Origin of the sequence: Mesorhizobium sp. M0136, assembly GCF_040322515.1 — a bacterium.
Taxonomy (GTDB): Bacteria; Pseudomonadota; Alphaproteobacteria; order Rhizobiales; family Rhizobiaceae; genus Mesorhizobium.
In genome coordinates this window covers 1-20,110 of record NZ_JAMYTP010000022.1, presented here as the reverse complement: position 1 = coordinate 20,110, position 20,110 = coordinate 1, and the positions used below count along the sequence as shown (strand labels likewise).

The 20,110-nt window shown below is 64.6% G+C and carries 16 protein-coding genes; 7 read left to right on the top strand and 9 right to left on the bottom strand.

All coding sequences use genetic code 11. The features are described 5' to 3' along the window. Nucleotides 1-21: 21 nt before the first annotated feature. The 4 genes from hrpB to nhaA all read left to right on the top strand — a co-directional run bounded on the left by hrpB (nt 22) and on the right by nhaA (nt 5,937). Nucleotides 22-2,604, top strand: coding sequence for an ATP-dependent helicase HrpB (gene hrpB / locus NKJ35_RS23750; protein WP_352649767.1), 2,583 nt, complete (start codon nt 22-24; stop codon nt 2,602-2,604). Nucleotides 2,605-2,697: 93 nt separating this feature from the next. Then, nucleotides 2,698-4,023, top strand: coding sequence for an ActS/PrrB/RegB family redox-sensitive histidine kinase (locus tag NKJ35_RS23745; RefSeq protein ID WP_352479855.1), 1,326 nt, complete (start codon nt 2,698-2,700; stop codon nt 4,021-4,023). Between the two features lie 63 nt (nt 4,024-4,086). Beyond that, nucleotides 4,087-4,650 (top strand): ActR/PrrA/RegA family redox response regulator transcription factor, encoded by a 564-nt coding sequence (locus NKJ35_RS23740; protein ID WP_352649766.1) that lies wholly within the window; start codon nt 4,087-4,089, stop codon nt 4,648-4,650. A 93-nt stretch (nt 4,651-4,743) separates the two neighbouring features. After that, the gene (gene nhaA / locus NKJ35_RS23735) at nt 4,744-5,937 is read left to right on the top strand and encodes a Na+/H+ antiporter NhaA (RefSeq protein WP_352649765.1); all 1,194 of its coding nucleotides are present in this window, start codon (nt 4,744-4,746) and stop codon (nt 5,935-5,937) included. Between the two features lie 44 nt (nt 5,938-5,981). On the opposite strand, the gene NKJ35_RS23730 is transcribed toward nhaA, so the two are convergent. The 7 genes from NKJ35_RS23730 to NKJ35_RS23700 form a co-directional block, all read right to left on the bottom strand. Next, the gene (locus NKJ35_RS23730; RefSeq protein WP_352649764.1) at nt 5,982-7,409 is read right to left on the bottom strand and encodes a gamma-aminobutyraldehyde dehydrogenase; all 1,428 of its coding nucleotides are present in this window, start codon (nt 7,407-7,409) and stop codon (nt 5,982-5,984) included. 25 nt (nt 7,410-7,434) lie between these two features. Continuing rightward, nucleotides 7,435-8,250 (bottom strand): ABC transporter permease, encoded by an 816-nt coding sequence (locus NKJ35_RS23725; RefSeq protein ID WP_352649763.1) that lies wholly within the window; start codon nt 8,248-8,250, stop codon nt 7,435-7,437. Continuing rightward, on the bottom strand, nt 8,240-9,190 hold the full coding sequence (locus tag NKJ35_RS23720; RefSeq protein ID WP_254816389.1) for an ABC transporter permease: 951 nt from the start codon (nt 9,188-9,190) through the stop codon (nt 8,240-8,242). Before NKJ35_RS23720 ends, NKJ35_RS23725 begins: the two co-directional genes overlap by 11 nt. 14 nt (nt 9,191-9,204) lie before the next feature. Continuing rightward, nucleotides 9,205-10,203, bottom strand: coding sequence for an ABC transporter ATP-binding protein (locus NKJ35_RS23715; protein ID WP_352649762.1), 999 nt, complete (start codon nt 10,201-10,203; stop codon nt 9,205-9,207). Nucleotides 10,204-10,389: 186 nt separating this feature from the next. Next, nucleotides 10,390-11,544: an ABC transporter substrate-binding protein gene (locus NKJ35_RS23710; protein WP_352649761.1), complete on the bottom strand. Its 1,155-nt coding sequence runs from the start codon at nt 11,542-11,544 to the stop codon at nt 10,390-10,392. Between the two features lie 201 nt (nt 11,545-11,745). Further along, entirely contained in the window at nt 11,746-12,672 is a 927-nt protein-coding gene (locus NKJ35_RS23705; RefSeq protein ID WP_254816127.1) for a LysR family transcriptional regulator, read from the bottom strand. 66 nt (nt 12,673-12,738) lie between these two features. Beyond that, on the bottom strand, nt 12,739-13,515 hold the full coding sequence (locus NKJ35_RS23700; protein ID WP_352649760.1) for a DeoR/GlpR family DNA-binding transcription regulator: 777 nt from the start codon (nt 13,513-13,515) through the stop codon (nt 12,739-12,741). A gap of 431 nt (nt 13,516-13,946) precedes the next feature. On the opposite strand from NKJ35_RS23700, the gene NKJ35_RS23695 reads away from it, so the two are divergent. Both NKJ35_RS23695 and NKJ35_RS23690 read left to right on the top strand, forming a co-directional pair. Continuing rightward, nucleotides 13,947-14,831 carry a phosphotransferase gene (locus tag NKJ35_RS23695; protein ID WP_352479885.1) on the top strand — a complete coding sequence of 295 codons (885 nt, stop codon included), beginning with the start codon at nt 13,947-13,949 and terminating at the stop codon, nt 14,829-14,831. Beyond that, nucleotides 14,828-17,281, top strand: a complete 2,454-nt coding sequence (locus tag NKJ35_RS23690) for a GcvT family protein (protein WP_352649759.1) — start codon at nt 14,828-14,830, stop codon at nt 17,279-17,281. Before NKJ35_RS23695 ends, NKJ35_RS23690 begins: the two co-directional genes overlap by 4 nt. 11 nt (nt 17,282-17,292) lie before the next feature. On the opposite strand, the gene NKJ35_RS23685 is transcribed toward NKJ35_RS23690, so the two are convergent. Then, nucleotides 17,293-17,925, bottom strand: coding sequence for a class I SAM-dependent DNA methyltransferase (locus NKJ35_RS23685; RefSeq protein WP_352649758.1), 633 nt, complete (start codon nt 17,923-17,925; stop codon nt 17,293-17,295). Nucleotides 17,926-18,030: 105 nt separating this feature from the next. Between NKJ35_RS23685 and NKJ35_RS23680 the strand changes: the two genes are divergently transcribed. Then, nucleotides 18,031-18,933 carry a phosphotransferase gene (locus tag NKJ35_RS23680; RefSeq protein ID WP_352649757.1) on the top strand — a complete coding sequence of 301 codons (903 nt, stop codon included), beginning with the start codon at nt 18,031-18,033 and terminating at the stop codon, nt 18,931-18,933. Here the strand turns inward: NKJ35_RS23680 and NKJ35_RS23675 are convergent. Beyond that, nucleotides 18,930-19,850: a DMT family transporter gene (locus NKJ35_RS23675; protein WP_352649756.1), complete on the bottom strand. Its 921-nt coding sequence runs from the start codon at nt 19,848-19,850 to the stop codon at nt 18,930-18,932. The genes NKJ35_RS23680 and NKJ35_RS23675 overlap by 4 nt on opposite strands. Nucleotides 19,851-20,110 lie beyond the last annotated feature (260 nt).

The following is a 20,110-nucleotide window of genomic DNA, read 5'->3' as shown; positions in this document are numbered from 1 at the left end:
CTGGCTGCACAGCATAGCACAATGACCACAAAACCCTTGCCGGACCTGCCGGTCTCCGCTGTCTTGCCGGCGCTCGATGAAGCGCTGAGCCATGGTAACAGCGCCGTGCTGGTGGCGCCGCCCGGCGCCGGCAAGACGACTTTGGTTCCACTGGCGCTGCTCGACGCTGAATGGCTCGGCGCCGGAAAAATCATTCTGCTCGAGCCTCGCCGCCTCGCCGCCCGCGCTGCCGCCCGCCGCATGGCCGAATTGCTTGGCCAAGAGCCCGGCGAAACCGTCGGTTATGCCATGCGCATGGAAAACCGCACGTCCGCAAAGACCAGGATTCTCGTCGTCACCGAAGGCGTGCTGTCCCGCATGATCCTCGACGATCCCGAGCTGCCCGGTGTCGCGGCGGTGTTGTTCGACGAGTTCCACGAACGCTCGCTCGACGGCGATTTCGGGCTGGCGCTGGCGCTCGACGTACAAAGTGCGCTGAGGCCCGACCTCAGATTGCTGGTGATGTCGGCGACGCTCGATGGCGCGCGTGTCGCAAAATTGCTGTCCGGCGCGCCGGTGATCGAGAGCGCAGGCCGCGCCTTCCCGGTCGACATCCGCTATGACGAGCGGCCGGCCGGCATCGCCATCGAGGACGCTATGGCCAGGGCGATCCGCTCGGCGCTTGCCGGGGAGGTGGGCAGCGTGCTCGCTTTCCTGCCCGGCCAGCGCGAGATCGAGCGCACCGCGGAGCGGCTGGCCGGCAAGGTCGGCGCCGACACCGATATCGTGCCGCTCTACGGCATGCTCGACAACAAGACGCAGGACGCGGCGATCAAGCCTGCGCCGCCCGGCCGCCGCAAGGTGGTGCTGGCGACGTCGATCGCCGAAACCTCCATCACCATCGACGGCGTGCGCGTCGTCATCGATTCCGGCCTGTCGCGGCTGCCGCGCTATGAGCCGGCGAGCGGCCTGACGCGGCTGGAGACGGTGCGTGCTTCGCGCGCTTCCGCCGACCAGCGCGCCGGCCGTGCCGGGCGCACGCAGCCCGGCGTCGCCATCCGGTTGTGGCGGGCCGAGCAGACGACGGCCCTGCCGGCCTTCACGCCGCCGGAAATCCTCGAGGCCGATCTTTCCGGGCTGTTGCTCGATTGCGCCGCGTTCGGCGTCGCCGATCCAACCAGCCTGTCCTTCCTCGATCCCCCGCCGGCTGCGGCGCTCACCGAGGCGAGGGCGCTGCTGCGTGCGCTCGATGCGGTCGATGCAGCAGGACGCCTGACGGATGCCGGTGCCGCGATGCGCAGGCTGGCGTTACCGGTGCGGCTCGCCCACATGGTCGCCGAGGCGGCAAGGACCGGACAGACGCTCGAGGCGGCGATGCTCGCCGTGCTATTGACCGAGCGTGGCCTTGGCGGCGAGGGTGCCGATCTCGAACGGCGGCTGATGCGCTTTCACGCCGAAAGATCGCAGCGCGCCACCGCTGCCCGGCAACTGGCCGAGAGGTTGGCAAAGCAGGCTTCACCCTCCCCCTCGAGGGGAGGGTCGGCGAACGAGCCGAGCGCAGCGAGACGAGGGAGACGGGGCGGGGTCGCCGATGGCGTGCCCGAACCGACCCCGCCCCGATCCGCTACGCGGATCAACCCTCCCCTCAAGGAGGAGGGCAGTACTGCCGGCTCGCTCCTCATCCATGCCTGGCCGGATCGGGTCGCCAAAGCGCGCGGCGAGCATGGCCGCTTCGTGCTTGCCAACGGCTCGGGCGCCATGCTCGACGCCTCCGATCCGCTGGCCGGCAAGACCTGGCTCGTCGTCGCCGACCTGCAGGGCAAGGCGCAGAACGCCCGCATCACCGCGGCGGCAGCCATCGATGAGACCGATATCCGTGCCGCGCTGGCGGAAAGGATCGAGACGCGCCGCGAGGTCAGCTTCGACCGCGACAGGCGCGCGGTGCGGGTGCGCGAAACGGTTCGCCTCGGGGCCATCACGTTGTCCGAACGCATGCTGCCGGCGCCGACCGGTGCCGACGCGGATCGCGCCATCCTCGACGCCTTGCGCGAACACGGCCTGTCCCTGTTGCCGTGGACCAGGGATGCGGAGACGTTGCGGCAACGGCTCGGCTGGCTGCATCGCGGCCTCGGCGCGCCATGGCCCGATGTCTCCGATGCCGCGCTCGTCGAGCGCCTCGACGACTGGCTGCTGCCATTCCTTTCCGGTGCCACAGCCTTTACGGCGATTGATCCTAGCGTGCTTTCGCAAGGCCTGATGACGCTGGTGCCGCACGAATTGCAGCGCAAGATCGACACATTGGCGCCGACCCATTTCGACGCGCCGTCGGGCAGCCGGCTACCGATCCGCTACGACGGCGATTGGCCGGTGCTGGCGGCGCGCGTGCAGGAGCTGTTCGGCCTCGACCGGCATCCGGCGATCGCCAACGGCACTGTGCCGCTGACCCTCGAATTGCTGTCGCCGGCGCACCGGCCGATCCAGACGACGCGCGACCTGCCCGGCTTTTGGCGCGGCTCCTGGGCCGATGTGCGAGCAGAGATGCGTGGCCGCTATCCCAGGCATGTCTGGCCGGAGAACCCGCTTCTCGCCGCCGCCACCAGCCGCGCGAAGCCGCGCGGTACCTGATGCTTCCCGGACCATGATCACAACCCGAAGGTCCGCGTCAGCGGTCCCGGTTTTCGGAAAGACCTCCAGCGGTTTCCCCTCTATAATCCCGCCATGATAAACATTCTGCACGCGCCCGACTTCCAGCAAAGCCAGCGGCTGCGCCTCAACACGCTGATCAGGCTGCGCTGGCTTGCCATTGTCGGCCAGAGCCTGACCGTGCTTGTCGTCGCCTACGGATTGAAATTTCCGCTGCCGGTCAGCATGTGTTTTGCGCTGATCGCTTGTTCGGCCTGGATGAACCTGTTGCTGACCTTCCGCTATCCGGCGGCGCATCGGCTTACCCCGTTCTCGGCCTTTGCCATCCTGACCTTCGACAGCCTGCAGCTTGCCGGCCTGCTCTACATGACCGGCGGCCTTACCAATCCGTTTTCGCTGCTGATGACCGTGCCCGTCGTCGTCTCGGCGACGTCGCTGCCGCTGCGGTTGACGGCTCTGCTCGGCGCGCTGGTGATCGTGGCGGCGACGCTGCTGGTCTTCTACCACCTGCCGCTGCCCTGGCATGAGGGGGCGCCATTGGCGATGCCGTTCATCTATGTCGCCGGCATGTGGATGGCGGTGTTCTGCTCCATTGCCTTTACCGCGATCTATGCCTTCCGAGTGGCAGAGGAGGCGCGCCTGCTTGCCAACGCGCTTGCCGCCACGGAATTGGTGCTGCAGCGAGAACAGCATCTCTCGGCCCTCGACGGCCTCGCCGCGGCCGCCGCGCACGAACTCGGCACGCCGCTCGCCACCATCACGCTTGTCGCCAAGGAGATGGAGAAGGCGCTTGGCGAAGATCCGAAATACGGCGAGGACGTGAAGTTGCTGCGTTCGCAGAGCGAGCGCTGCCGCGAAATCCTGAAGCGCCTGACCAGCCTTTCCTCCGAGAGCGAAGTGCACCTCTCGCGCCTGCCGCTGACCTCGCTGGTCGAGGAAGTGACGGCACCGCACCGCGATTTCGGCATTTCGATCAAGCTTCGGCCGGGCGAGCGCATCGGCCCGGAACCGGTGGGCCGGCGCAATCCCGGCGTCATTTACGGCCTCGGCAATTTGGTCGAGAACGCTGTCGACTTCGCCCGCAAGAACGTCACCATACGCTGGAAGTGGAACGAGGCCGCCGTCAGCTTCTCGATCATCGACGACGGGCCGGGCTTTCCGCCGGAGATCATCGACCGTATCGGCGAACCCTACATGTCGACCCGACAAGGCACCGAAGCCGGCGGCGGCCTCGGCCTCGGCCTATTCATCGCCAAGACCTTGCTCGAACGCTCCGGCGCTACGCTCGATTTCCGCAATTCGAGCGAGCCCGGGGAGGGCGCTATCGTGCAGATATCGTGGCCGCGCAGCGTCTTCCTTAATCCCGAGCAGGCTTCGGCCACCATGTTCGACACGGCCTAAATTGGACAATAGCGTTGCGAAACTATATTTGCGTAAAAATCAGGCAGCAGGATTTTCAGCACGATGAGTACTGACGAAACGATTGGCGCATTGGTCGAAGGCGAGGACACCTCGCTGCTGATCGTGGACGACGACAAGCCGTTCCTGACGCGGCTTGCCCGCGCCATGGAAACCAGGGGTTTCGTGGTCGAGACGGCGGAGAGCGTCGAGGAGGCGGTTGCCAAGGCGCGCGCCAATCCGCCGGCCTATGCGGTGGTCGACATGCGGCTGGCCGACGGCAACGGCCTCGACGTCGTCGCTGCCATTCGCGAGAAGCGCGACGATGCTCGCGCCATAATCCTTACAGGCTATGGCAACATCGCCACTGCGGTGACGGCCGTAAAGCTCGGCGCCATCGACTATCTATCGAAGCCGGCCGATGCCGACGACATCTTTGCAGCCCTGACCCGCACGGCGGGCGAACGTGCCGCACCGCCCGAAAATCCAATGTCGGCCGATCGCGTGCGCTGGGAACACATCCAACGCGTCTACGAAATGTGCGACCGCAATGTCTCGGAAACCGCACGCCGCCTGAACATGCATCGCCGCACGCTGCAACGCATCCTCGCCAAGCGCGCGCCGCGCTAAAAGGTTCTGACTCCAGGCTTGCCCGGCCAGCGCCGTTTGCGCATCATCGCTTGGCGGTGTGTCGGACCTTGCCGCTGATACGACGGAGGCGACATGCAGGACGAAAAGCGGCTGGTCTCCATGCTGCGCGAATTCCTCGACAGCGAGGCGGCCGGCGGCCTCATCCTGATGGCTGCGGCGGCCCTGGCCCTGATCGTCGCCAATTCGCCGCTGGCCGAAGCTTATTTCTCCGCCCTCCATGCCTATCTCGGACCGCTCAGCGTCTCGCACTGGATCAATGACGGCCTGATGGCGGTGTTCTTCCTGCTGGTTGGCCTCGAGATCAAGCGCGAGATGCTCGACGGCCAGCTCTCGACCTGGCCGCGCCGCGTGCTGCCCGGCATCGCCGCCGCCGGTGGCATGGCGGTGCCGGCACTGGTCTACGTCGCCATCAACCGCAACAATCCAGCCGCTCTGTCCGGTTGGGCGATCCCGACCGCCACCGACATCGCCTTTGCGCTCGGCGTGCTGTCGCTGCTCGGCAGCCGCGTGCCGGGCTCGTTGAAGATATTCCTTACCGCGCTCGCCATCATCGACGATCTCGGCGCCGTGCTCATCATCGCGGTGTTCTATACCAGCGGCCTGTCGCTGGCCTATCTCGGCGCCGCCTTCGCCGTTATCGCGCTGCTGGTGGTGCTCAACCGCATGCGGGTGCTGACGCTGCTGCCTTATATCGTGCTTGGTGTCGTGCTGTGGGTTTTGGTTTTGAAATCGGGCGTCCATGCGACGCTCGCCGGGGTCGCGCTGGCTCTCACCATACCGCTGAAGATCTCGTCGGGCAGCGGCCACGATCTCGACCATTCGCCGCTGCACCGGCTCGAACACGGCCTGCACAAAATCGTACCCTTTTTCGTCATCCCGATCTTCGGTTTTGCCAACGCCGGCGTTTCGCTCGGCGGTCTCAGCGCTGCCGCACTGGTCGAGCCGCTGACGCTCGGCGTCGCCGCGGGTCTCGTCGCCGGCAAACTGGTCGGCGTGTTCGGGTCTTCCGCGCTTGCCATCCGGCTCGGATTTGCCGATCTGCCGGTCAATGCCGGCTGGCTGCACATGATCGGTATTTCACTGCTCTGCGGCATCGGCTTCACCATGAGCCTGTTCATCGGTCTGCTCGCCTTCGCCAGCGACGTCGCTCTGCAGGACGCGGTCAAGGTCGGCATCCTCGCCGGCTCTTTCATCGCAGCGATCCTCGGCGCCGCTGTGCTGCTGGTTGCGCCGGCCGCGAGCGGGGCGGAGGAGGCGGAAGAATAATCGCGTGGCGCCTTCGGCCTGAGGCCACCGTCTCCCCGAGGGCGCTATCCGTGCGCAATCATGACGTGGCGGACTGCGGTATAGTCCTCCAGCGCATATAGCGACATGTCCTTGCCGTAGCCGGATTGTTTCAACCCGCCATGCGGCATCTCGTTGGTCAGCATGAAATGGGTGTTGATCCAGGTGCAGCCATATTGCAAGCGGGCGGCCGTCGCCATGGCGCGCGAAACATCCTTGGTCCACACCGACGACGCCAGGCCGTAGTCAGAATCATTGGCCCAGTTCACCGCTTCGTCGACTTCGGAAAAGCGGGTGACCGAGACCACCGGGCCGAACACTTCGCGGCGCACGATCTCGTCCTCCTGCAGCGCGCCGGCGACGACGGTCGGCTGGTAGAAGAAGCCGGAGCCCTCGCCCGGCTTGCCGCCCGTAGTGATCTCGATGTGCTTGAGCTCCGAGGCGCGCTCGACGAAGCTCGAGACGCGGTCACGCTGGCGACGCGAAATCAGCGGGCCGATCTCGTTCTCGGTATCATCGGGGCGATCATACTTGATGGTCGAGACCGCAGCAGAGAGGTCCGCGACGAGTTTGTCATAGATCTTCTTGCCGGCATAGATGCGGCAGGCGGCGGTGCAATCCTGGCCGGCATTGTAATAGCCGAAGGCGCGCAGGCCGTTGACCACCGCACCGAGATCGGCGTCGTCGAAGACGATGACCGGCGCCTTGCCGCCGAGCTCGAGATGTGTGCGCTTGACCGATTTAGCGGCGGCCTGCAGCACCTTCTTGCCGGTGGCGACGTCGCCGGTGATCGAGATCATGTTGACCTTCGGATGGTTGATCAGCGTGTTGCCGACGCTGTCGCCGCGGCCGAGCACGACGTTGACGACGCCTTCCGGCAGGATCTCGACAAGGATTTTCGCCAGCTTCAGCGCGGTCAGCGGCGTCTGTTCCGACGGCTTGAAGACGACCGTGTTGCCGCCGGCAATCGCCGGCGCCAGCTTCCAGGCCATCATCATCAGCGGATAGTTCCACGGCGCGATCGACGCCACAACGCCGATGGCGTCGCGGCGGACCATCGAGGTGTGGCCGGGAATGTATTCGCCGGCGACCTGGCCAGGCATCGAGCGGACCGCGCCGGCAAAGAAGCGGTAGCAGTCGACGATCGCCGGGATCTCGTCATTGAGCACGGCATTGATCGGCTTGCCGCAGTTCAGCGCCTCGAGCGCCGCGAAATCCTTTGCCGCAGCCTCGATGCGATCGGCGATCTTCAGGAGATAGCCGGCGCGCTGCGCCGGTGTTGTGCGGGACCAGGTGACGAAGGCTTTTTCGGCGGCAAGTACGGCCGCCTCGATCTGCACGGGGCTGGCCTCGGGCAGATTGAGGATGGTCGCCCCGGTCTTCGGGTTGAGGATCGGTTCCTCGGTCTCGGTGCCTTTTTCGAATTTCGAGCCGATCAGCATCTGCGTGTCCATGGAAGTCTCTCCCTTATGAACGAGATCATTTGCCCGAACCGGCGATCTGGTCGCCGTCGCGGGTCAGGTAATAGGCAGCGAGGATGGGAAGCAGCGTCACCAGCACCACGACCATGGCCACGACATTGGTGACCGGACGCTGGCGCGGACGGATCAATTCCTCCAGCATCCAGATCGGCACCGTCTGCTGCTGGCCGGCGGTGAAGGTGGTGACGATGACCTCGTCGAAGGACAGCGCAAAGGCAAGCATGCCGCCGGCCAGCAGCGCGGTTGCGATGTTGGGTAGCACGACATGCCGAAACGTCTGGAAACCATCGGCGCCGAGGTCCATCGACGCCTCGATCATCGAGCCGGACGTGCGGCGGAGACGGGCGACCGCATTGTTGTAGACGACGACCACGCAGAAGGTGGCGTGGCCGAGCACGATTGTCCAGAACGAGAACGGGATTTCGGCCAGCGCGAAGGCTGAGCGCAGCGCGATGCCAGTGATGATGCCGGGCAGCGCGATGGGCAGGATGACCAGCAGCGAGATGGTTTCGCGGCCGAAGAATTTTGTGCGCGACACGGCAGCGGCGCACAGCGTGCCGAGGACCAGCGCGATGGCGGTCGAGATCGCCGCGACCCGCACCGACAGCGACAGCGCCTGCCAGACGTCGGGGCGATTCCAGGTGACGGCGAACCATTGCGTGGTCAGGCCCGGCGGCGGCCAGACGAAGCTCTTCTCCTCGGTGGTGAAGGCATAGACGAAGATCAGCAGAATCGGCAAATGCAGGAAAAGCAGGCCGCCGGTGGCAGCGAGCTTCAGGCCGATCGGCGCGGATGGGCCATGGTCAGAGCGCATCGAAAGCCCCCATGCGCTTGGCGCCCCAGAGATAGAAGCCCATGATGACGATAGGCACCACGGTAAAGGCGGCGGCGAGCGGGATGTTGCCGGCGGTGCCTTGCTGCGAATAAACGGCCTGGCCGATGAACAGCCGCGAGGTGCCGATGATCTGTGGGATGATGTAGTCGCCGAGCGTCAGCGAGAAGGTGAAGATCGAGCCGGCGACGATGCCGGGCAGCGCCAGCGGGAACAGCACGTTGCGGAAGGTCTGCCCGGGCGAGGCACCGAGATCGGACGAAGCCTCGACCAAATTGCCCGGCACGCGCTCGAGTGCGGCCTGCACCGGCAGGATCATGAACGGCAGCCAGACATAGACGAAGACGATGAAAGTGCCGGTTGAGGAGACCGACAGCGAGTTGCCGCCGACGACCGGCAGCGACAGCCAGGCGTCGAGCAGCCACAGAAGATGCAATTTGGCCAGTAGCCACGTCAGGATGCCTTCCTTGGCGAGGATCAGCTTCCAGGCATAGATCTTGACCAGGTAGCTCGACCACAGCGGCAGCATGACGCCGAGATAAAACAGCGCCTTCCAGCGGCCGCGCGCATAGCGCGCCGCGTAATAGGCGATGGGAAAGGCGATGACCGCCGCCGCCAGCGTCACCAGCGCCGCCATCGTCACCGTGCGCAGGATGATGTCGAGATTGGCAGCCTGCAGCAGGTCGCCATAAGTCTTCAGCGTGAACTGCCGGTTGATCAGGCCGGAGAACTCGTCGATCGAAAAGAAGCTCTGCAAAAGCAGTGCGAAGAGTGAGCCGATATAGACGATGCCGAGCCACAGGACCGGCGGCAGCAGCATGAGCAGAAGCAGGAATTGCGGCCGGCGCCAGAAGAGGTCGGAGAGCGCGCCACGCAGGCCGCCGCTTCCCGGCAGGATGGCGGGCGCTGTGGCCCGCGGCATGGCAGCGTCCAGGCTCATCCGAGATCGTCCATCAGATGTAACTGCTCGCGGTTGAAGGTGAGCACCACCGCCTCGCCTGCCCGGGGCAAGGCAGCACCCGCCGGCACGATGGCATGCAGCCGCAAGCCCTCTGCATCGAGTGCCAGTCTTGTCGTGGCGCCGAGATAATTGGTCGACACCAGGCGGGCGGCAACGCCGTCGCCCTTGGCCGCCCGGCCGATGCGAATGGATTCGGGCCGCAGGCTGCCCCAGCGATGCTGGCCGGCATAGCGCTGGACGAAATCCGGCGGCAACACGTTGGACGAGCCGACGAAATCGGCGACGAAGCGGGTCTTGGGGCGCTGGTAGACGTCTTCCGGCGTGCCGATCTGCATGATCTTGCCATCGTTGAACACGGCGACGCGGTCGGCCATCGACAGCGCTTCGCCCTGGTCGTGGGTGACGAACACGAAGGTGATGCCAAGCGCCTTCTGCAGCGATTTCAACTCCTCCTGCATGTTTTCGCGAAGCTTGAGGTCGAGCGCGCCGAGCGGCTCGTCGAGCAGCAGCACCTTGGGCTGGTTGACCAGCGCCCGGGCGAGCGCGACGCGCTGGCGCTGGCCGCCGGAAAGCTGGCCAGGGCGACGCGCGCCGTAGCCGGGAAGCCGCACCAGCGCCAGCGCGTCTTCCGCCGCCTTTTGCCGCTCCGGTCTGCCGATGCCCTTGACCATCAGCCCATAGGCGACGTTGTCGAGCACGTTGAGATGCGGGAACAGCGCATAATCCTGGAACACGGTGTTGACGTTGCGGCGATAGGGCGGCACGCCCTCGGCACGTTCGCCGAAGATCGAGATCGACCCCGCCGTCGGCTGCTCGAAACCGGCAATGAGGCGCAGGCACGTCGTCTTGCCCGAGCCGGAAGGCCCGAGCATGGCGAAGAACTCGCCCGGCACGATGTCGAGATCGACCGCGTCGACCGCACGCACGCTGCCGAAATGGCGGGAGACTTTTTGGAAGGAAACGGCGGAGGTCATGGGGCTGTCCTGATCTGTCAGGCTCATCAAATTTTCATGCGGTTGCGCCCCTCATCCGCCTGCCGGCACCTCCTCCCCATATGGTGACGGGGAGAAGGGAGACGCTCCAACGCTGGCGGCCCCCCGTTCTTCACCGGGAGAGGGTAAGGGTGACGGGCAGCGCCGGGCTTCGTAGGTGAGGCGAACTCACCGCCCGCCGATGACGCCGATATAGTCCGACACCCAGCGGTAGTAGGGTACGCACTGGTCGTTCTGGGTGGCGCATTTCGAGACCGGCGTCTTCCAGAACTTGATCTTGTCGAAATTGTCGTAGCCGTTGGTCTTGCAGCCTTCTTCGCCGAGCAGTTCGTTGCCCTTGCAGGCGGCAGGCACCACCGGCAGCGAGCCGAACCAGGCGGAGACGTCGCCCTGCACTTTCGGCGACAGCGAATGCTCCATCCACATGTAGGCGCAGTTCGGGTGGGCAGCATCGGCCTCCATCATCGTGGTGTCGGCCCAGCCGGTAACGCCCTCCTCGGGGATGGTCGAGGCGACCGGCTTCTTTGCCGCGATCAGCGTGTTGACCTGGTAGGGCCAGGAGCCGGAGGCGACGACGCCTTCGTTCTGGAAATCGTCGACCTGGATGGCGGCGTCGTGCCAATAGCGTCCGACCAGCGTACGCTGGACCCGCAGAAGGTCGAGCGCGGCCTTGTACTGGTCTTCGGTCAGTTCGTACGGATCCTTGATGCCGAGCTCCGGCTTGTGGGCCATCAGGTAATTGGCGGCATCGGCGATGTGGATGGGCCCGTCATAGGCCTGGACGCGGCCCTTGTTCGACTTGCCGTCGGAAAGCTTCATTTCCTCGAAGACCACGTTCCAGCTCTTCGGCGCCTCCTTGAACACTTCGGTGTTGTACATCAGCACGTTCGGCCCCCACTGATAGGGGACGCCGTAATGGACTCCGCCGACGGTGAACCAGGGCGCATCCTTCAGCCGGTCGTCGACCGTCTTCCAGCTCGGTATGAGGTCAGTGTTGATCGGCTGGACGCGCTTGCCTGCGACAAGGCGCAGCGAAGCGTCGCCCGAGGCGGTGACGAGATCGAAGCCGCCCTCGTTCATCAGTGAGACCATCTCGTCGGAGGTGTTGGCGGTCTTGACGTTGACCTTGCAGCCGGTTTCCTTCTCGAACGAAGTGACCCAATCATAGGCCTTGTCGGTTTCGCCGCGCTCGATATAGCCCGGCCAGGCGACGATATTGACCTCGCCTTCGCCTTTGCCGAGCTCCTTGACCTGGGCGATGGCCTGGCCGGAGAAGCTCAGCGCGACCATCAAGGCAGTGCATGATTTCAGCAATGAATTCATCGTCGATCTCCCATTTTTGCATGACCTCGAAACCGGTTTCGGTTTTCGGAAGAAGATCATGCGCCCGTTCAAAGACGTTGGATGCGCGGCTCTGAGGGCCGTGCTCCGGCGGCAGCTTTGTTCCCTGACCGAAAAGTGCTGCGAAATTTCCGGTTTCGCAAATTCATTTATCAGAAAGCCGATATCGATTTTTCCGATACGTCAGCGGCCAATCTTCTCGGGCCGTTGGCGCACCATGCGCTGCGACTGGGCAAGTCCGATGAAGTCGCGCGCCGCTTGCGGCAGGCCGGAGCCGCGCCGCCAGACCATGCCGACCTGGACGACCGGCAACGACCCCGAAATATCGCGCGATTCGATGCGGTCGCCTTCCAGCGACCATGGCCGGTAGACGAGATCGGGCAGCAGCGCCACGCCGGCGCCGGTAGCGACGAGGCTGCGCACCGCTTCGACCGAGCGGGTGCGGAAGGCGACATGCGGCTTGGCGCCGATTGCCGTCAGCAGCTTTCCGGTATTCTCCTCGATCTCGTCGACGGTCAGCATGATCAGCGGTTCCGAGGCGATGTCGCCGATGCCGATGATGTCGGCACCGGCCAAGGGGTGGCCGAGCGGCAGCCACAGCCGGTAGGCCGAGACTTCGAGGATTTCGGACTGCAGCGCGGTGCGGTCGCGCAGGTTCGAGGTGACCATGACGGCAATGTCGAGCTTGCCGCCGATCAACAGATGCTCGAGATAGTCGCCATTGTCCTCGATCGCCGAGACCTCGACACCCGGATAGGCGCGGCGGTAGCGGGCAAGAAGATCGGAAAGCACATAGCCAGCGACCAACGAGGTGACGCCAAGTTGCAGCCGCCCGCTTGCCGCGATCCGTTCGCCGAAGAAGGCGCGGCGCGCATCGGAAACGTCCGCCAGGATCTTCCTCGCATGGCGCAGGAACTGGTGGCCTTTGTGGGTGATGTTCAAGCCGCGCGGGTGGCGCTCGAACAGCTCGACGCCGAGATCGTGCTCCAACTCCTTGATCGCTTCGGTGACCGAGGATTGCGAGATCGACAGGTTCTGGGCGGCGCCCGACACTGTGCCCTGCTCGGCCACGGCGATGAAGAACTGCAATTGGCGGATGGTGAAAGCCATGGCCGGACTAAACACGGCAGAGGCGGCGCTGGGAAGTGGGTGCTGGTGCCGATCTGCCGATAGAGCTCAGCCCTCGCTTCCGCCGTCCGCAATGCTGAGCCGCGCGCCGGCCTGGACGAGGGCGGCGGCGATGTCGTGCGGCGGCGGCCGGTCGGTCGCGAGTTCGGAAAAGCCGCCGAACCCGCAGACCTGAACAAGGCCCTGGCGGCCGAACTTGCTGTGGTCGGTGACGACAAGCGAACGCTGACCGCGCGACAGCACCATGCGGGCGAATTCGGCCTCTTCCAGATCATAGTCCATGACGCCGGTGACAGCATCGACCGCACCGGTCGATATCACTGCATGGCTGACGGAAAAACGGCTGACGAATTCGATGGCCGAGACGCCGAAGGCAGCACCGGAATCGCTGCGCAGCTCGCCGCCGGCCATATAGACCTTGTTGCCGTTGACGGTGGCCAGTGTGCGGGCGATGTCGGAGGAGTTGGTGACGACCGTCAGCCGCCGGTGGCCGAGCAGTTCCCGGGCCAGGAATGAGGTGGTGGTGCCGGTGTCGAGCATGATCGATTCGCCGTCGCGGATGGTGGCGGCGACCATGCGGGCAATAGCTCGCTTGGCATCGGCGTTCTCGCGCATGCGCCGCTCGAACGGCGCTTCGCCGGCAATCGACGGCAGGCCGACGGCGCCGTGCATCTTGAGGATGGAACCGTCGCTGGTCAGTGGCTTGACGTCGCGGCGTACTGTCTCCAGCGAGACGCCCAGCCGATCAGCCAGGCTGGCAATGGTAACGGTGCCTTCCTCCTTGAGGAGGCGCAGGATTTCGCCATGCCGCTTCGAGTGGAGCATCAGTTCCATCCGGTCGGATTGTTGCACCATTGACCGGTTCTACGGCATAAATGCCACTAACTCCAGGAAATTTAGCAAAATTCGGGCAAAAAACCAGAAAACACCACAATTTCGCGTTGACAACGCCTCCAGCGTGGCGCGACATTATCGCCGTGACAGGCTCGGAACGGAGGACGACGGCTGAGCCGCACGAAAAATCGCCTGCCCGAATGCCCGGGAGATCGTCGGGTGCAAGGGACCGAAATTCAGGATCCGCGGGGGCGGATGCCGGCGTCGAAGAACCCGGCACAAAGGGGCTCGTCGGTGCGGTGCGGGATACCGATCCCGAGATCTGCACCGACGAGATCTTCGCGTTGCCGCCATTCCTCCGTCCGATTGTCATCGCTGGCCAGCCGTGACATGCGTGGAAAATTGACCCGATGGACGAGATCGTGACTGTCGAAGACCGCATCCGTGCGCTGCCTTGCTGGACCGGCGGCATCGATATCGCGCCGCTGCCGGGCGGGTTGAGCAATGCCAATTATCTGGTCAAGGACGCGGCCGGGCGGCACGTCGTGCGGATCGGCCAGGATTATCCGTTCCACCATGTCTTTCGCGAGCGCGAGATGATGACCGCGCGGGCAGCGCACGCGGCAGGCTTCGCTCCGGCCGTCCACTACACCGGACCCGGCGTCATGGTGACGGAGTATCTCGGCGCCAAGGCCTATGTCGCGCAGGACGTGCGCGCTGATCTCGGCCGCGTTGCCGCGTTGCTGCGCGGCTTCCACCGGGAGATGCCCAGTCACATCTCCGGCGCCGGCTTCATGTTCTGGGTGTTCCACGTCATTCGCGACTATGCGCGCACGCTGGAGGAAGGCCGCAGCCGCAAGCTGGACGAATTGCCACGCCTTTTGACCCTGGCGGACGAGCTCGAGCGCGCGCAAAAACTGCTGCCGATCGTCTTCGGTCACAACGATCTTCTGCCGGCCAACATAATCGACGACGGTCACAGGCTGTGGCTCATCGACTTCGAATATGCCGGCTTCAACACCGCGATGTTCGACCTTGCCGGTGCGGCTTCGAACGCCGGCATGAGCGACGAGGAATCCTTCGCCTTCCTGACCGCCTATTTCATGAAGGAGCCGGACCCGGCGATACGGCGCTCGCACGCCGCCATGCAATGCGCGTCGCTGCTGCGTGAGGCGATGTGGGGCATGGTTTCCGAGCTCTACCTCGATGCGCCCGGCGTCGACTACGCCGCCTACGCCGACGAAAACCTGGCGCGGCTCGAAGCCGCCCTGGAAAACTACAGGACAAAATACGGGACGCGGACATGACCTTGCCCGCCCAGGCCGGGATCGTGGTCATCGGCGGTGGTATCATCGGCTGTTCGACGGCCTATCATCTGGCGCGCGACCACAAGGCCGAAATCGTGCTGCTCGAACAGGGCAAACTGACCTCGGGTTCGACCTGGCATGCTGCCGGGCTGGTCGGCCAGCTACGCTCGTCGGCGTCGATCACGCGCGTGCTCAAATATTCAGTCGATCTCTACAAGGGGCTAGAAGCCGAAACCGGCCTCGCCACCGGCTGGAAGATGACTGGCTGCCTGCGCCTCGCCACCAATGCCGACCGCTGGACCGAGTATAAGCGGCTGGCAACGACGGCCAAGAGCTTCGGCATGGACATGCATCTGCTGTCGCCGGCCGAGGTCAAGGAAATGTGGCCGCTGCTGGAAACCGGCGACCTCGTCGGCGCGTCCTGGCTGCCGACCGACGGTCAGGCAAGCCCTTCCGACATCACCCAGTCACTGGCCAAGGGCGCGCGCATGCATGGCGCAAAATTGTTCGAGGAAGTGCGGGTCACCGGCTTTGAAATGACCAACGGCCGGATCGTTAAGGTTAGGACGAACAGGGGCGATATCGCCTGCGACAAGGTGGTGAACTGCGCCGGGCAATGGGCGCGGCAGGTGGGTGCGCTGGCCGGCATCAACGTGCCGCTGCAGCCGCTGAAGCACCAGTACATCATCACCGAGAGGATCGTCGGCCTGGCGACCGACGCGCCGACAATTCGCGACCCCGATCGCCGCACCTATTTCAAGGAGGAGGTCGGCGGGTTGGTGATGGGCGGCTACGAGCCGAACCCGCAGGCGTGGACGACCGGCCTACCCGGCGGCGATGTGCCGGACGATTGGGAGTTCCGGCTGTTCGACGATGATTACGATCATTTCGAGCAGCATATGAGCCAGGCGATCGAGCGCGTCCCGGCGCTTGCCAATGTCGGCGTCAAGCAGATGATCAACGGGCCGGAGAGCTTTACGCCGGACGGCAATTTCATCCTCGGCGTGGCGCCGGAATGCCCCAATATGTTCGTCGGCGCCGGCTTCAATGCCTTCGGCATCGCGTCCGGCGGCGGCGCCGGCTGGGCGCTGGCGCAATGGGTCGTCGACGGCGAGGCGCCGCTCGATTTGTGGGTGGCCGATATCCGCCGCTTCTCCGACCTGCACCGCGACCGGAAATGGGTCGGCGACCGCACGCTGGAAGCCTACGGCAAGCACTACACGATCGGCTTCCCGCATGAGGAATATGTCAGCGGACGGCCGCGCATCGTCTCACCTTTGTACGAGCGGCTGCAAAGACATCGCGCCGTGTTCGGCTCGAAACTTGGCTGGGAGCGGCCGAACTGGTTCGCGCCGGCGGGCATCGAGCCGAAGGACGTCTATTCGATGGGCCGGCAGAACTGGTTTTCACCCGTCGGCGACGAGCATCGCCATGTGCGCGAAAAGATCGGTATTTTCGACCAATCGTCGTTTGCCAAATACGAAATGACCGGAGCCGACGCGCTGAAGGCGCTGGACTGGATCTGCGCCAATGACGTCGCCAAGCCGGTCGGCCGGCTGACCTACACACAGCTCCTCAATACGCGCGGCGGCATCGAGGCCGATTTGACCGTGGCGAGGCTCGGCGAGGAAAAGTTCTACATCGTCACCGGCACCGGGTTCCGCACGCACGATTTCTCCTGGATTGCCGATCATATCGGCAGGGAGTTCGACGTGACGCTGACCGACGTCACCGAGGATTTCGGCACATTGTCGCTGATGGGGCCGCGCGCACGTGATGTGCTGTCGGCGGCGACCGATGCTGACGTCTCGAATGCCGCCTTTCCGTTCGGCCATGCTCGCGAGATCGCCATTGCCGGCCACGCCGTGCGGGCACTGCGCGTCACCTATGTTGGCGAACTAGGCTGGGAATTGCATGCGCCGATCGCGGCGACAGGCGAGGTTTTCGACGCGCTGATGGCGGCGGGCGCTACCCACGACATCCGCCCGGTCGGCTACCGGGCGATGGAATCGCTGCGGCTGGAAAAAGGCTACCGCGCCTGGGGCGCCGACATCACGCCCAACGACACGCCGCAGGAGGCCGGCCTCGGCTGGGCGGTGAAGCTCAGGAAGAACACCGATTTCCTCGGCCGGCGGGCGCTTGAAAAGCTCGGTGGCTCGACGCTCAGGAAACGCTTTGCCGGCTTCACTGTCGATGATCCGGACGTCGTGCTGCTCGGGCGCGAGACCATCCTGCGCAACGGCGAGGCGGTCGGTTATCTCACCAGCGGCGGCTATGGCTACACCATCGGCAAGAACATCGGCTACGGCTATGTGCGCAATGCCTATGGCGTCAGCGATGATTTCCTCACCTCCGGCGACTACGAGCTGGTTGTGGCAATGGAACGGACGCCGGCGAAGATTCACCTCGAGCCGCTTTACGACCCGGCAGGAGCAAAGGTGAAGGCGTAGAGCCTCCCGCCTCAGTTCACGATGAGCACCAGCCCCCGGCTCGGCACCGTATCGGCCTCGCCTGGCATCGAGACATAGGGCGGCGTCTCCTCGGCGCGGGTGACGATGCCTTGCGCCTCGAGCTCGGCGATCCGCGCGGCAAAACCCGTGTCCCACAGCGTGTTCTTCACCGTCAGGACGATCACTCCGCCCGGCCGGCAGATGCGGATCAGCTCATCCAGACCCTCGGCTCCGACATGGCCCGACGTGAAGACGCCGGCTGAGATGATCCCGGCATAGGCATCATCCACGAAGGGCAGCGGCTCGCCAAGCGCCAGGCAGTGAAGCGCCGAATAGACGCCCTTGCGCGCCGCTTGCGCCAGCATTCCTTCCGAGATGTCGAGCGCCTCGACCTGCGGATAACCGGTAATGGCGAGCCACTCGCCGATGAGCCCGGTCCCGGCGCCGGCATCGAGCAGAGGTGCGGCGCCGCGCGGCAGATGGCGGGCCAGCAAGGCAAGGCAGATGGTGGGATGGCGATAGCCGGCCGCCGACATGTCGGCGTCGTAAGTGCCGGCCCAGCTGTCGTAGAGCGCGGCTACGTCTTCCGGCCGCTTCGCCGCATAGGCTGCGGCGAGTGCGCTCTGCTGTTTGCTGTCCGTCATTGCTGTTCCGTCGCCTGGTATTGATCCGCTACGCGATGATAGCCAAACGGCGAAAACTGTGGAACCGTCGTCGCGACAATAAAGATGGGAAAAGGAGCGAAAGCCATGGCGGATGAGCAGGCACGCACCGCGCTTGCGGCCATTCCGATGCTGGCCGGCTATGACGGCCCGCTGGAGCGGCTCGGCGGCCTGACCAACCTCGTCTTCAGGGGTAAGGATTTCTGCCTGCGTATCCCCGGCAAGGGTACCGAGGAATACATCAACCGCGCCAACGAGGCAGTGGCGGCCCGGGAAGCGGCAAAGGCCGGCGTCAGCCCGGAAGTGCTGCATGTCGATGCCGAGACCGGCGTGCTGGTGACCCGCTTCATCGCCGGCGCCGAGACGATGTCGCCGGAAAAATTCAAGACCCGACCGGGCAGCCCGGCACGCGCCGGCAAGGCCTTTCGCAAACTGCACACATCCGGCGCGGTGTTCCCCTTCCGCTTCGAGCTGTTTGCGATGATCGACGATTATCTGAAAGTGCTGTCAACCAAGGACGTCGCCCTGCCTGCCGGCTACCACGATGTGGTCCGCGAGGCGGAGGCAGTGCGCTCAGCACTTGCAGCTCAACCTCTGCCGATCGTCGCCTGCCACTGCGACCCGCTCTGCGAAAACTTTCTCGATACGGGCGACAGGATGTGGATCGTCGACTGGGAATATTCCGGCATGAACGATCCGCTCTGGGATCTCGGCGACCTCAGCGTCGAAGGGCAATTCGACGCCGCGCAGGACGAGGAAATGATGCTGGCCTATTTCGGCGGCGAGCCGAGACCGGCGGAGCGCGCCCGCATCGTCATCTACAAGGCGATGTGCGACCTTTTGTGGACGCTGTGGGGACTGATCCAGCTTGCCAGCAAAAATCCGGCCGACGACTTTCGCGCCTATGCAGACGGCCGGTTTGCGCGCTGCAAGGCACTGATGGAGATGCCGGAATTTTCGCGGCATCTCGCGGCGGTGCGCCGGGGTTAATTCACACCCTTCGGTACGTTTTCGGGCGGTACCGTGTCGACCACCTTCTGGCGGTGGAAGATGAACAGGCCGGCCAGCACGACGATGGCCGAGCCGATCAGGATGCGCGGCCCAGGCACATCGCCGAAGAAGGCGAGGCCGAAGACCACTGCCCACAACAGCAGGCTGTAATGCAGCGGCGCCAAGGTCGAGGCCGGCGCCAGCTTCAACGCCCTGGTGATCATCAGATGCGCGCCGCAGGAGACGATGCCGAGAAGCAGCATGGCGCCGAAATCGAGCGAGGACGGCGTCCTCCAGCTGCCGAGGGTCAGCGCAGCGCCGACCAGCAGCGTGCCGATGGTTTGCCAGGTGACCAGCGAAGTGTCGCTGGTGCCGCGCAGCCGCCGATTGAGGATGATGGCGAAGGCAAAGGAAATGCTGCCGGCGAGCGCGAACATCGAGGACAGCGAGAACGCGGCCGACGACGGCTTCAGCATGATCAGCACGCCGCAGAAACCGAGCAGGATAGCCGCCCAGCGGCGCCAGCCGACCCTTTCGCCGAGCAAAAAGTGCGACAGCGCCGCGACGTAGATCGGCCCGGCCATGTAGAAGCTCATCACATCGGCGAGCGGCAGATAGACGACCGCCGCGTAGAACAGCGCCGTGTCAAGCGTTGTCATCACCACGCGCAGCAGCTGCAACTCCGGCCGCTCCATGAGAAACAGCTTGGCCGCACCCTGATGGGCAATCATCGGCCCAAGTATGAAAAACGCGCCGATCGAGCGGATCAGCACGACCTGGCCGACGGAAAAACTGGCAACCAGCCACTTGCCCATCGCATCGTTCAGCGCAAACAGGAAATCGCCGGCGAGCATCAGCAGGATGCCGGCCAGCAGCACGTTCCTGATCGTTGAGTACTGGGTTGCGGGCTGCGCCATTCCGTTACCGGTTCCTCGCCGTGGGGTACGGTGACCCGCGTCGTAGTCGCAAGCAGCTGCCGTGACGAGGCGAAAATTGAGAATTCGGTAAGACCAGTGCCGGAAATCGGCTGGACTAATGCATGTCGCGCAAAAGTGTGCAGCGGTTTTGCGACAACGACATGCATCAAAACAGGAACTTAAAGTATCCGTTTTGATCAAGGGGTTTGAGGGGCCCATTTTCGCTGCGCCTTGAGGAGAGCGTTTGCGAGGATGATGAG